Raw genomic sequence first — 14279 nt, 5'->3', positions numbered from 1 at the left:
GAAGTTTGTAACGTTTTTGACGATTCACTGATAAACCTAATTCTACCCTAAATACGATCTATTCACTTATTCATTGTCCTTAAATTATTAGTAGCACAGTCTTTATGATTAATGAAATAAGTAAGGGTATTTACCCATAATAGAATGACTCTTTTCTCCAAAAAGAATGCCTTTGAAACGATGATGGCGGTCGGAGTCGAATGTACAGGATGTATGCCTATTCCATGGGATTTTTAATATGCCTTATACAAAATTTGTGTAAAACAATTACTAAGTAGAAAGAATAGATCACAAGTATTACATACCTACTCGCAATCTGAGAGAGATGGATAAACAGTCAAACTGCAGTTCAATTTAAATAAAGATTCATAAAATAAATTCAGTGGGTAATGGTTGTTGTTTTGTTTTTCTCTTAACTAAGTTTCATTCTACAAGCACTTGGATTTTCTTTAACAACTGCTTGAAGGGGCGGCTGCCCTAGAGAGTTGATACGTCATTCATAATGTACTTTGACTGTCAGCCACAGCTTCAGCCAACGAATGTTTTCTTTTCCTGAAGATTATCAAAAGGATTATGGTCATTTTCCAGGCAAGCGGCCTTTCAGTAAAAAGCTGTCATTCCTTCGAAGTTTACTTTCCAGATCAATAATAGCCAATATAGATGAGTGGATCGTTCTAGGATTGAATAGACATCTCCCTCCCGGTAAGAAAAACCTTCAACAGCCGCAATGACATCTTTATAGTTTTTGATCTTTCGTCAGTTCGTATCCTTACGGCCGATCTAATAGGAACTGTCGATTTTTTTACTACAATTCCTTTCATGCCCAATTACTGGATCTTATTGAGCAGTTCATGACAATTGCACGATTTAAGAAAAGAATGTCCATATAATTAACTACCGATCATTATTATGGTCGACTTCATTCACAAATTTCTAAAAAAATGTATCGATATCGCTGCTTCACCGTTTCTATGTGAGCATATAAAAAGAGCCGTTCACCCGATCTCATCGGTTGAGGGCTCTTTTCTTTTTTACTATATTGTCTATTGTCATACCAGCAGCCTCGCCATGAGGTCTATCGATCCGTCATAGGTAGTCAGAAGCCGAATTAATTCTTTGTTATAACACTTTCTCTTCAGAAAATGCGGATTAAATCAGTGCATGTTCTCTCAGCATTGGCAGCGCATCGACGATGTGTCTTTTAATTCCCAATTCTTTTGCAGATAATCCCAGAGCAAGGCCGATCAGTTGAGGAAGGTGCAGAACCGGAAGAGTAATGTCTTTGTCGAATCCTTTCTGGGCACCGGGCTGATAGGCATCGAGCTGCATCTGACAGAGCGGACACGGCGTGACAAGACAATCGGCCCCGCTGTCCTTTGGCGACAAACAATTGATCCGCGTCAGCCGGGTTACCTCTTTCTCCGCTGGGAAAACCGCATGAAAGCCGCAGCAGGCCAGGCGCTGAGAAAAGGTGACATTCTCCGCCCCCAGTGCATCGACGACCATTTCCATTGATTGAGGGTTCGCAGGATTCTCAAAGCCCATAATTTTCGGCGGCATCAGGATATGACATCCATAAAAACTGGCTACCTTCAGGCCGGTCAGCGGACGGACCACTTTTTTCCTGAGATTTTCCAGCCCGTAATCTTCGATTAGCGCCCAAAGCAGATGAGTCACTTCTGTCGTTCCTTTGTACTGATGATGGGTCTTGCTCAGTCCTTCATTGACTTTGTCCCTTAGTTCTTTATTCTCATCCATCTTTTTCTTCGACTGCCGCAGCATCAATGTGCATGTGTTACAGACGGTGATGATTTTATCAACATGCAATGCTTCTCCCAGAGCAATATTACGTGCATTAATCGATATCGCGATGAAATCATCAATATCCTGTATGTGACTCGCCCCGCAGCAAGTCCAGCCTTTCAATTCAATCAATTCAATATCCAGCGCCTCGGCGACTTTTAGTGTCGACATTTTTAGTTCCTTCTCGGCAGATTCCAATGTGCAACCCGGGAAAAAGCCATATCTTAGGTGTTTCATTGCTTCTTTTCCTCCTCGGCGTATTCATAAATGTTTTTGACTTCTTCGATGCCTTCTACCTTTCTTGGAATTTCTAAAGGATTAATCTTGCCGGTTTTAATCATTCGAAGAGCGAACGGAACTTTTGTGGCAGCGGTATGCAGCATACCGTCCGTCTTTATTGGCAGCATAACTTCATTCAATCGGCCCGTTTTTCTGACATCGTTAAAGAACGCGAATGCGTGTCTTGCACCTTGATTATTCGTCTCACCCATTTTCATTGATATTTTCCGGAGTGCCGAAATTTCTTCCGTCAGATCGATTTTTTTGGGGCAATTGCTGACACATTCCATACAATGAAGACATTTCCACAGTCCATTTTTATAAGCCGGCTCAACGTGTTTCTCCGGTGAACCGTCGCGAGTGTCTACGGTGTAACGGTATGCTCGGTTCCAGACAAACGGATCAAGAAAGGTTCCGCCGTTGACCCGAAGCTGATTGCATTCGGAAGCGCAGATACCGCAAAGGATACAATCTGTCGATGAAGCAATTTTATGAAAATTTTCTTGGCTTTGCAGAAATCCCCGTTCTTTTGTTCCTTTTTCAGAGGGAATCAGCCACGGCCTGATTTTCTTCATCTTTTCCATCTTTGTTTCCCAGGCTACAGCGAGATCGCGGATGACGGGAAAATTGGTTAACGGTTCATATGTCAGCAATTCTGTTTTAAAAATGTCGATGACTCTGTCCAAGGGCGTTTGACAAGCGAGAAAAGATTTGCCGTTGACTTTAATGGCACAGCTTCCGCAAATTCCATGTTGACAGGCGGAAGTATAGACTAGAGAACTGTCCAACGTTTCACGGATCGTCGTCAATGACCAGAGAATTGTTCTTCCCTTTTCATAAGGGATGACATAGGTTTGGTACCAAGTCTTTTTACCATTGAAACGTTTGATCTTGATTTTCAATTTTTCCATCAGTATTTCCGCTCCTCCGGCTGGTACGTCGTAATTTTCACTGGTAAATAGTCCAAACGATAACAATCGTCTTCTTTGTAGACAAGCGTATGCTTCAGAAAATGTGTATCATCGCGCTTCGGATAATCGCTGCGCGAATGAGAACCCCGGCTTTCCCGCCGGCTGTAGGCGCCTAAAGCGACGGCTTTTGCCAGCTTCAGCAGATTGCCGACTTCCACATAATTGATGAATGCCATATTGTACTGCTTTGATGAATCCCCGATATAGGCATCTCGATACTCTTCCATCGCTTCATCAATCGTCCGCAGAGCTTGCTTTATTTCGTCGCCCGTCCGAAAAATGCCGACGTTATACCACATCGCCTCAGCCATCTTGTCTCTGATTGCGAAGAAATTAATTCCGCTTTTTTTGTCACGCATACGAGTAAACTTCTCATTCCACAGCTTAGTATCTTCCTCCAGCTTGCCGGTTGTCGCAAAATCACGCTGCTGAGCAGTCAGTCGTGCGCCGATGCCAGCATATTTGCCAAACAGAACCACATCCGCTACTGAATTTCCCCCTAAACGATTGGCCCCGTGGATCGATACGCAGCAACATTCACCGACCGCATGAATGCCCTTAATTGGCGTTGCCAGTGTTTTATAATCACTGACATGAATGCCGCCCATCATATAGTGACAACTTGGACGAATCGGAACGGGTTCTTTAATCAGATCGACTCCTTCAAAATTGAGTGCCAATTCACGGACCTGAGGCAGGCGATTCATAATCTTGTCGACGCCCAGATGACGAAGATCCATCAGGACGTAAGACTTCATTCCTTCACCAAAACCGCGGCCCTGTTTAATTTCGGTCTCGATCGAGCGGGCGACTAAATCGCGGGGTCCAAGTTCCATTTTCTCAGGCGCGTAGCGTTTCATGAAACGTTCGCCGTCCTTATTGAGCAGAAAGGCTCCTTCCCCACGGCAGGCTTCAGATAATAAAACGCCGGTCGACGCCAGTCCTGTCGGATGAAACTGAACAAATTCGGGATCCTTTAACGGAATGCCCGCATCAAAGCAGGCGGCCGTCCCGTCGCCGGTCATGTTGATCGCATTCGTCGTCCGGCTCCAGAATACCCGTCCAAATCCGCCGGTCGCAATGACGACCGATCGCGCAGAGATGGCTTCTATTTTTCCTTCTCTCATATCCATGGCGACAAGCCCTTCGAAAATGCCGTGATCGACGGATAGTGAAAGCAGGAACCAATCGTCAAGAAAAACAACGCCATTTTTTAGACACTGCTCAAAGAGGGCATGCAGAATCGCATGGCCCGTTTTATCAGCTGAGTAGCACGCTCTTGGACTGGATGCTCCTCCAAAGGGCCGCTGTGCAACATGACCGTTTTTATCCCGGGAAAACGGAACGCCCATGTAATCAAGTTCTGAAATAATTTTCGGCATATTTTCGCAGAAAAACTGAACGGCGTCTTGATCCGCGAGAAAATCGCTTCCTTTGATTGTGTCACGAAAATGTTTATCTACTGAATCTGTACTATCGCGATAGCCAAGTGCAGCATTGATCCCACCCTGTGCCGCCCCGGTGTGAGAGCGGGTTGGGAAAATTTTTGAAAGAACAACAACGCTCAAATCATTTCCCTTAGCCGCATTCAGTGCTGCTTGCATGCCAGCACCGCCGGCACCGACGACTACAATATCGTATTGTTTCATTAACTTTTCTGCTCCTTCAGACTCAATATATTCCATCGAACAAATTAACATAAAAGAGCTTCCGTATAAGAAACTCTTTTATGTTTTTCATATTACTGAATGTGTTGAATCATAATCTTTTACTCTATTACCAGAGACCGATAATTTTCCACCATAGGCCGCCAATTATAATCCAAATTATTAAGTGAACAATGGATATAAGAAAACCTATGGACCACCACTTCTTCTGAGTGACATAACCTGCCCCAAATAAGACCGGTGCTGGTCCACCTCCGTAATGAGTAGTGCAATAGAAAACATTACTGAAAAACGCTAAAAGCAGGGCAGCAAGCATTCCGGGTGCTCCTGCGGACAGGGCTACAGCAAGAAAAGCAGAGTACATAGCGCTGATATGCGCAGTTGCACTAGCGAATAGATAATGAGAATAGAAATAAACAAGAGCGAGTACAATCAAGGCTGTTATCCAAGGCAATCCTTTTACGGCCGCAGCCATTATTCTGCTAAACCAGGGAATAAAACCTAACGAACTTAGATATGTCGCCATCATGACTAAGGCTGAGAACCAAATTAAAGTATCCCAGGCTCCCTGTTCTTTCTTTATATCATTCCAGTTTAAACAACCTGATAGCAGCAGAACACTCAGACCGATCAGTCCAGTGGTGGTTGCATCTATTCCTATATTTGTTCCAAAAATCCATAACAATAAAACCAGCACAAATACACCCAACATATACCATTCTTGTTTTTTCAAAGCCCCCATTTCTTTTAATTTCTGATTTGCAAGATCAAATGCTTCAGGCGTTTGTTTTATTTCAGGAGGATATATTTTGTAAATAATCAAAGGAATGATAATTAAAGCGACTAAGCCAGGGAGCAATGCTGCTAAAAACCATCCCATCCATGTTATATTGACATGGATGATACTTTTCGCTAGTGAAACAATTAGAGGATTACCCGCCATTGCCGTTAAAAACATAGCTGAAGTTATTGCACTGCCCTGAAAGGCAACTGTTGTCAAAAAAGAACCCATCTTTCTTTCAGTCCCATCTTCAACCTTGGAACCAAATGTATCGGATAGAGAACGAATAATTGGGAATATTATCCCGCCGGATCTTGCGGTAACACTAGGCATTGCCGGGGCGAGTATAAAATCACTTGCGAGTAAAGAATAAGAAAGTCCCAACGTTTTTTTACCAAATTGGCGCACAAAAACATAAGCAATACGGTTGCCAAGCCCGGTTTTTATAAAGCCTCTTGAAATGAAAAAAGCAGTAACGATCAACCAAATAGTCGGATTGGCAAAACCTGATAAAGCGTCTTCAATAGGCAAGGTCTTCGTTAGTATTGTAGCTGTTATTGCAATGATTGAAACGGCTCCCATCGGAAGTGGCTTAATGATTAATGCGACAATGGTTGCAACGAAAATAGCAAGCAAGTGCCATGCCGTCTCATGTAAGCCATTGGGTGCCGGTATAAACCAAATACCGCATCCAATGACTAATGTAATTAATAACTGGAGGATTTTAACTTCACTTCTTGTGGTATATCCAGCAGAAGACATTGAATGATCCCCTTTCCGAGCGATTATTAAATTACGAATATTTTGACAAATAATAGAATATAATTATTTGTCTGAATGAGCATAAGAACAATCAATGTGTGGTAATATATATTTGTGTATCTATTCTCCACTATGAAGAATAGTAAAATATGGGTTGAGAAAACACTTTTTGCTTATTCATAGAATTAATTGTATTCAATAAGAATTAGCTAATAAAAGTGTTTCCTCAATCATTTTTCTAATTTTGATTTTTAATCAGTGTCAACCTTTATTTTCAGCGTAGGAATGCCACTTTTCGCTTACTCGTTCAACGAATTGGACACATAGACCAATATAATTTTTAGGATGCAGATGCTCTCTCACTTCTTTTTCATTCATTTGAGCCATAATATCCTTGTCTTCAAATGTAACGTCTAGTAATGGTCTCTTTTCTTCAAATGCCTTCATTGAAACTTTATAGACCATTTCATGTGCCACTTGTCGTCCAACGTGTCGCCCAAGAGCAAGCATAAGATTTTCGGATACAATCAAACCTTGAAGTAAATTTAAATTTTTCTCCATATTTTCTTTGTGTATAATTAGTCTTTCTAAAATATTTTGCATTTGCTGTATTTCACCACTGGTCAGTATACAAATTTCCGGAATATATGCCCATTCTGTTGTCCAAAAGGTCATGTCTCTCTCGTGTTCTTGAATCATTCCATCAAAGCCTAGTGATGCATTTCTTTGAACAAGCCTAGTCAGGCCGACTACATATTCGCATATCATCGGATTTCTCTTGTGTGGCATTGTGCTGCTGCCCACTTGGCCCATTTTAAATCCTTCTTCTATTTCACCTATTTCAGATCTTTGCAAATTTATTATCTCATTTGCTATTTTTCCGACAGTCCCGGATATCATTGCAATAATGCTGGAAAATTCCGCAAAACCGTCTCTTTGTACATGCCATGTAATGGTTGGTTGGTCAAGTCCTAAATTTTCACAGTAAAGTTTTTGCACATCCAGTCCATGTTCCCCTATTGAAGCAAGCGTACCTGCTGCACCGCTGAATGATCCAACCAGATAACGTTTTTCCCCTTCTTTTAGTCTCTCAATATGCTTACCAATCTCATCTGCCCAAACCGCGATTTTATAACCTAAGGTTACAGGTAAGGCATGTTGCCCATGTGTTCTTCCAGGCATAATCGTTTCTTTATGTTCCTGAGAAAGTCTGAGTAGCGTTCTTAAAAATTTATATAATTGGTTCAAAAGAATTTGCTGTGCTTCTTTCATTTGAAGAACGACTGCACTATCCATAATATCCTGAGTCGTCGCGCCCCAATGAATATATCCTCCCGCTTCACCGCCAACTACTTTTGTAAATTCTCTAATTTGAGTGATTAATGGATGAGTCGTATCAACAATACCTTCACGAATTGTCTTCATTTCCAAATTTCTATAATCAGCTTTTTTGGCAATCTCTTCTGCCGCAGCTTTTGGAATAACACCAATATCTCCTTCAGCTTTTCCCAACGCTACCCAACAATCCAACCATTTTTGTAAGAGTGATTCATCGGAAAATACTTTTCTCATTTCTTCCGATACATAAATACCCCTGTACAATTCTGAGTCAATAACATTTGAAGCCATTTAAACCCCTCCAGTAAATCGTTTGTTTAATCATATAGCTTAAATATAACGCAAACGTTTGCTTATTTATTGTATATTTAAATCGCTTTCGTTGCAATAATACTCTATATTTATTTTTTGAATTATTTATGAAAAAATTTATGTGGCACAAGGCTAACAAGATTTGTACCTAAATAGAAACGAAATTAATAACTGTCTATATCTTATAAGGCAAACGTTTTACTTTATCGTTCTCAAGCATTATAAGTTTACAAAGGCCTATTTAGTAGAAATGCAAAAATTCGGAAATTTATACACATATATTTTTAGGCATCTTGATTTGTCAAACTAAATGTACACCTAGCCAAAAAAGCCTAAAATGGAGTTTTTCAGCCCAAACATTTGTGATCGTCGATTCATCGACGAGACACATGACATCTGAATCAGTAAACTGCTTTAAGTCTTGACCTTAAGGGAAATATTCTCGCAAAAGTCCATTGATGTTTTCACTACTTCCGCTTTGCCACGGTGACGCAATTTGTGTGCAAAGCCGAGCTGCTAGCTCTCTTCATCCAAACGATGTTACTCAATCCCTCGATAAATGGTCGCATAGCTGATCTGCCACCTGCTATGATCCGATTTTAAACGCGCATCAAGATGGATCAATAGCTGGTGACGGTGACACCGTTCTCGACTTAGCGAACCCTACTTCAGCTCTCGCAGGTGAGTACTTTCCGGTTCCAGGTGTTGCACTTAAAGTACAAATTCAAAATCAAAAAATATATTTTTACGATTTGGAAAACACATTAAATCTTTCAACATGCAAATAATCATTTGATTCCTATATTTTAGCTACGCTTTCCCGAGAAATAATAGAGCCCCCAGGAACAATAATTCCCTTTCCAGTATCCTTTTTTCTTAACATTGCTATTAATTTTCCAATTGCTTGGTCTCCCATTTCTTCTAGAGGCATTTTAACTGTAGTCAAAGGAGGATTCAATGTATCTGCAAAAAAAACATCATGATATCCAACTAAAGATATATCCTTTGGAATGGACAAACCCGACTCACGTATAGCTTTCATAGCTCCTAATGATATTAAAATACTTGCTGCAAAGACGGCTGTCGGACGCTGAGATAGCAGTAAAAGTTTTTTCATAGCGGCGTAGCCGCCTTCTATAGAATAGTCACTCTCTTGAACATATTCAGAGTTAAATTCAATGTTACATTCCTTTATAGCCTTTCTATATCCTTGGAGCCGTTCTATACCTGTGGTAGTATATAATGGTCCAGATATATGTGCTATTCGTTTATGACCGTATTCCGCTAAATATTTGACGCCCAACATTGCTCCATATAAATCGTCTACTATTACAAAATTGTTCATGTTAGGGACTTTACGATTAATGAGTACTAATGGTATTTTTTTATTAACTAGGTCTAGAATATATGAATCCTCTAAACATGAATTTGAGATCAACAGACCATCATATGACTTGTCGATAAAAGAAGAAATGGTTTTTGACTGATTCTGTCCGGGACCGCAAACAAGAAGATTATAGCCCTCCTTTGATGCACGTATTTCTGCACCATGAATAATACTCGCGATAACAGGATTATAAAAATCAGATATAACTAACCCTAAAGTTTTTGTTTCTCCTTTTTTTAAATTTCTTGCTGCGACATTAGGATGATAATTCAATTCTTTAGCTGCCTTTAAAATACGGGCCCGTGTATCTGATCTTATTTTCAAATCAGGGTCATTGTTGATCGTCCTTGAAACAGTGGAAGGATGAACGCCCGTTAATTTTGCTATTTTTTTTAACGTTACCATGTGATAAACGCTCCATCCTATCAGCATTAGATTTCTTACCTAATTATTGTTAAATGTCCTATTATATGCTTCTAAACAGGTACAAACTTCTTTAAAGAACGTGCAATTATTTTAATTTTATCATCTTTAGAATAGCTTTGCATCGTCTCTGCAAGGATTGGGTCATAGCAGTCAATGATAATTGTACGAATTATAAAATCCAAATAGGATTGGCACGGCAAGTACGATTGTGTACAGTGTGATTGAAACGGCCAAATGAAACGGGCTTCGCCCTTTTCATTACCTATCCTATCTCTTTGAACAACTTCTAAACCTCGGCAGAGTCACAGAAGAAGCTGTGAATTCATTTCTTCCATGGTCTGAAACGATTCCATGAATACTGACTATTCACAAAAGCATAAATAATATAAGCGTCAGCCCTCACTTTTTTCAAGGTGGGGGCTGACGCTTATCTCTTAGGGAGCAGCACACAATATCCTGGTAAAAATTGAGTATCTTCGATTGCCACGTATCCACTCTTCATTTCTGCTAAAACCATGGGATTCGTTCCTTTTTTAGCTGATTGAATCCTGTTTTCTCTCCAGGTTCATATTTATAACCCCCAATTTTTTTCTTATAACTCCACTGCTTTAAAAGTTTGATATTTCACAATACCCATTTACCGTTTACTTTAAACCATTTTACACCATAACCTGAGCGCTCTTATAGCTAATGATTTAAAAATCAGTAGCACTGTCTTTATGATTATTGAAATGAACAGGAGTGTTTACCCATCTATAAATAGACGTCAAATAACCGCCATCTACTGTGCAGATGACGGTTATTTTTATGGGTAAATACCGTCGGCCAAACCGACTAGACCACTTCGACGGTGAAAGTCGATATCTTAAATTTTCCTCTAAATATTACAGCATTTTTAGACATGCTGCGCAAAATATTTTTTTGAGAAAAACTTTCACGGACTCATTTGATCCTTCGGCTGCTTTTCCAGTTTACTGCTGTGAATAAAATAGAATATTGTTAACTCTGTTCTATTCTACATTCATTTGGATTTTCCTTAACAATTGCTTACAGGGGGTTGCCTTAGAAAATGTCCGTTACATCTAATGCAGCTTGACTGTCAGATGCGACTTTACCAACGAACGTTTTTTTCTCACCTGAAAATTAACAAAGAAATTATGCTCATTTTCTAAGCCAGATTATAAACTCGGGAAAGACCCTACCTTGTCAACTTTAAAACACCATTCTGTGATCATACCTTTCCATTACTGCGCAACCGTTTATTGAGGTTTGATCTGAACATCCGACAGCCCTCGATAACTCTAGCACCAATCGGATCTGGGTTATCTTTGAAGTTCACGAATTCCATTGTCATCTGATTGATCTTCTCGCCGGTCGTCTTGTTTGTGATGCGTACTTTGTAGCGAATTGCAGCCCAGTCGCCCACGATAAGCATGTTGTAAGATTCACCCAGCTCCATGTCAAAAACCTCGAACAGGTTTCCCATGGCGTCTTTATACTGCTGGAGAGTCCATTTTGGACCATAGACATTGTAATGGGCATCCGGCTCGTACAGAGTGTTACACCATTTTAGCCATGCGTCATAACCACCGTTCCAGTTTTTAAAACCATTCTGTAAACGATCCCTGATTGCTTCTTCAAAATTCTTGTCCATTTCAGATTCATCCTTTCCAGTTGGTCGTGCCTGGCAAGCCGGGTTGATGTTTTTACCCTTTGCTTTGGTAGAAAGACAACGATCAGAGTTCAGTTTCCCGTCGGCAGAGACACTCCGGCCTCTTTGAGCGTTCGGGCAAGCGCCTTCATATAGAGATTGGCATTATCACTAAAAGGACCATGCACGCCGATTGCCACATCAAGGAAAGCGTTGAAGTCTTCATTGTCCATGTTTAATACAAAAATTAGCATCTCAATCAAAAACGCCCTTTCTTTTATAAATTGTCCCCTGAAGTTGGCCAATCAAAATCCAATTTCAGGGGACTTTACTATAACCGAGTATTCAATTGATTTTTAAGATGAAGGTCATCCATCAGCATCTTGGTGTGATATGTCAGTTTTTAAAGAATTCTGCGGCTTTAGCTTGAAAATTTTGTCTGAACCCTTTTGTAATCATTCTCTATAGGAGGAGTCCCAAATCTTTTTAAAGCTTTTACAATAACTTGATTTCTCGTCGGCTTGCTTGGCTGCATGCAGCAATTGCTCCTTTAGAACCGTTTAGTTGATCTAACGCAATGCAGGCTCCAAGTTCTACTGCAACGTTTTGCCAAATCCGGTTAACCTACACCAAAAGGAACAGAGACAAAAAGAACCTCTGCCATGATCAGGTCATTCTTGCTGTTGAGACCGTTGTGTGTAATGGACACCTGTGTATTGAAGCAGTTTCGTCTGCAAGACATAATCACGAATAATAAAACTCTACAGAACACTCAGGTTTGACAGACCCATGTTGTGCACCGCCATCACGACGGTGTACGGCGTATCCCGAAATGTCTCGAAAATCAGTGAAAAGTCCTTTGTGTCTTCCAGGCAATGATAGGAGCCGGACCCGACAAAAATATAGGAGTTATCCATTCTCTTTCACTCTTCTTCCGATAAAAAGTATTCAGAAGTGTCCACAAAATTCAAAGATTCTTTGTGTGGTAGTTCAGTCCCAGGAAATGCCTTGGCATTTTAATGGAATAAAGTTCTTCCAGCTCGCAAGCCAGCAGCGTGTATTTCGAATCAAGCCGCGCGATCGCTGCATTTCCTTTTTCTGAACCTCTGAACCGTCGACACCCTTCATAAAATCCCTTCACAGCGATATTAATAAATAATACGTTTGCCATTACTTCTTCTCCTTATGATTTTGTTTTATGTGCGATTGAACTATAGATACTCAATAAACGGAAAAAGTATCTTTATATTAAAAAAGTCCTACGCATGCTCAAAATCATGGGATGGACATGTGCAGGACGCTTTTCAAAAGAAGCGTCTTCTAAATTAATCATTCTGCGGCTTTTACTGTTTCATTTAGACAACTTTTTTTCGGTACAGTTTTATTTACGTCTGGGAAAATCAAAACCGCCATGCCTGTGACGGCCTCCGAAAGGAAAATCCTTTCTTTCCGAACCGTCAAAAGAGCTTTCATCGAAAAATCGCGGATCATTGCTGCCCATCGCTCCCCAGCCAAAATCTTTTGTAAAATCGTCCAGTTCGCCTTCTTTTGCAAAAGATTTCTCCAGGTTTTTCGTCAACTTGATCAGCAGAGCAAGAAGCTGTTGTTTTTCTTCGCTGGTCAGACCGGGGAACCATTCATCATAAGTTTGCTGTTGGTTTTTTATAATATTTTGAGCGGTTTCACGGCCTTTTTCTGTCAGGTAGATCTCAATGATACGCCTGTCCTGCTCAGCACCGCGTCGTTCAGCAAAACCGCCATTTTCCAGTTTGGTCACCAGTTCACCGATGGACGCGGGACGGATCTGAAGGGCCGTGCCCAGTTCCTCAACCGCTGTCAAAGGCTCAACACCATTTTTTTCTGTCTTTTCCCGTTTTTATTTTGCATCTCCGTTGGTAGGAGATTCATCTGTAATGTCGCAGCTCTGCGCAAAAATTGAATGCAGGCGAAAACGAAGATTCAGCGTCAGACAGATCTACCTCTACCTAATAAGAGTTACAAACGATTGGTCTGCCGCCATGTTCTGTATTCTCGTTCACTTATGGGAACCTATCCACCCCCGGATATTTATAAAGATTATTAACAGTACTATCATTTTATCATTTATAATAGTGAAAAGTATTATGATAAATTTAAGGTTAAAACGGAAGGTGATGTCACTTTGGATTTGGAATTTATTCTCCGCTTGGGTGTTGCTGGTATTCTCGGAGCACTTATCGGAATTGACAGGGAAATCCGCTCAAAAGATGCTGGCATCCGGACACATTTTCTTGTTTCGCTTGGAAGTGCATTAATTATGGTCGTTTCCCAATATGGCTTTCAATATATTATTCATGAAAAAGATGTCGTCCTTGATCCAAGCCGTGTTGCTGCCCAGGTAGTTAGCGGTATCGGCTTTATCGGCGCCGGAACGATTATTGTTCAGAAAAAATTTGTCCATGGTCTAACAACGGCTGCAGGCATCTGGACGACTGCCGGTATCGGATTGACCATTGGCGCAGGTATGTACTGGGTCGGGATTGGAGCAACAGTTCTGACGCTCATCGGGCTGGAACTATCGAACATTTTTTTCAAATCACTGAGAAGCAATGCCATCTATTTTAAAATTTTGTCAAAAAGCAAAGAGCCACTGAATCAAGTGTTGACTTTGTTTGATCAAGACACGATTTTAAACTATGCCGTGAAGGAAAAAAGCAGAGATAAAGATGAAAATGTCATCTACGAAGCCACTCTAATCGTTAAAATAAAACATAAAAAGAACATTGCAAACACAAGGATTATCCAAATTCAGAATATAGACGATATTATACTAGAAAATGTAGAATAGGTGCCGACAATCAAATTGGCTTCCCGGGCGAAATCCTCGACAGTTTAAAGCAACAGGCGGAACAGCCATTTTAAG

The 14279-nt window shown here is 40.6% G+C and carries 12 protein-coding genes; 1 reads left to right on the top strand and 11 read right to left on the bottom strand.

Annotated features, from left to right (window positions below; all coding sequences use genetic code 11):
- Window positions 1-1149: 1149 nt before the first annotated feature.
- The 11 genes from Q6A92_RS04985 to Q6A92_RS04935 all read right to left on the bottom strand — a co-directional run bounded on the left by Q6A92_RS04985 (window position 1150) and on the right by Q6A92_RS04935 (window position 13217).
- Window positions 1150-2040 (bottom strand): CoB--CoM heterodisulfide reductase iron-sulfur subunit B family protein, encoded by an 891-nt coding sequence (locus Q6A92_RS04985; protein WP_332237259.1) that lies wholly within the window; start codon window positions 2038-2040, stop codon window positions 1150-1152.
- Complete coding sequence (locus Q6A92_RS04980; RefSeq protein WP_332237258.1) at window positions 2037-2993, bottom strand: succinate dehydrogenase/fumarate reductase iron-sulfur subunit; 957 nt, start codon at window positions 2991-2993, stop codon at window positions 2037-2039. The genes Q6A92_RS04985 and Q6A92_RS04980 overlap by 4 nt, the downstream gene beginning before the upstream one ends.
- Complete coding sequence (locus tag Q6A92_RS04975; protein WP_332237257.1) at window positions 2993-4702, bottom strand: FAD-dependent oxidoreductase; 1710 nt, start codon at window positions 4700-4702, stop codon at window positions 2993-2995. The genes Q6A92_RS04980 and Q6A92_RS04975 overlap by 1 nt, the downstream gene beginning before the upstream one ends.
- Before the next feature lie 127 nt (window positions 4703-4829).
- On the bottom strand, window positions 4830-6263 hold the full coding sequence (locus Q6A92_RS04970) for an anion permease (RefSeq protein ID WP_332237256.1): 1434 nt from the start codon (window positions 6261-6263) through the stop codon (window positions 4830-4832).
- Between the two features lie 261 nt (window positions 6264-6524).
- Window positions 6525-7892, bottom strand: a complete 1368-nt coding sequence (gene purB / locus Q6A92_RS04965; RefSeq protein WP_332237255.1) for an adenylosuccinate lyase — start codon at window positions 7890-7892, stop codon at window positions 6525-6527.
- An 820-nt stretch (window positions 7893-8712) separates the two neighbouring features.
- On the bottom strand, window positions 8713-9705 hold the full coding sequence (locus Q6A92_RS04960) for a LacI family DNA-binding transcriptional regulator (protein ID WP_332237254.1): 993 nt from the start codon (window positions 9703-9705) through the stop codon (window positions 8713-8715).
- 1252 nt (window positions 9706-10957) lie between these two features.
- Entirely contained in the window at window positions 10958-11380 is a 423-nt protein-coding gene (locus tag Q6A92_RS04955; protein ID WP_274402164.1) for a hypothetical protein, read from the bottom strand.
- A gap of 89 nt (window positions 11381-11469) precedes the next feature.
- Window positions 11470-11640 carry a hypothetical protein gene (locus Q6A92_RS04950; RefSeq protein ID WP_274402165.1) on the bottom strand — a complete coding sequence of 57 codons (171 nt, stop codon included), beginning with the start codon at window positions 11638-11640 and terminating at the stop codon, window positions 11470-11472.
- A gap of 498 nt (window positions 11641-12138) precedes the next feature.
- Entirely contained in the window at window positions 12139-12294 is a 156-nt protein-coding gene (locus tag Q6A92_RS04945; protein ID WP_332237253.1) for a hypothetical protein, read from the bottom strand.
- 50 nt (window positions 12295-12344) lie between these two features.
- Entirely contained in the window at window positions 12345-12548 is a 204-nt protein-coding gene (locus tag Q6A92_RS04940; RefSeq protein ID WP_274402168.1) for a hypothetical protein, read from the bottom strand.
- Window positions 12549-12758: 210 nt separating this feature from the next.
- Window positions 12759-13217 (bottom strand): MarR family winged helix-turn-helix transcriptional regulator, encoded by a 459-nt coding sequence (locus tag Q6A92_RS04935; RefSeq protein WP_274402170.1) that lies wholly within the window; start codon window positions 13215-13217, stop codon window positions 12759-12761.
- Window positions 13218-13538: 321 nt separating this feature from the next.
- Between Q6A92_RS04935 and Q6A92_RS04930 the strand changes: the two genes are divergently transcribed.
- Window positions 13539-14204: an MgtC/SapB family protein gene (locus Q6A92_RS04930; RefSeq protein WP_274402171.1), complete on the top strand. Its 666-nt coding sequence runs from the start codon at window positions 13539-13541 to the stop codon at window positions 14202-14204.
- The last annotated feature ends 75 nt before the right edge of the window (window positions 14205-14279 follow it).

This window comes from Sporolactobacillus sp. KGMB 08714, from assembly GCF_036598985.1.
In the GTDB taxonomy this organism is placed as follows: Bacteria; Bacillota; Bacilli; order Bacillales; family Sporolactobacillaceae; genus Sporolactobacillus.
Note: the sequence above shows the minus strand (reverse complement) of the source record. Positions and strands in the feature narration are given on the sequence as shown.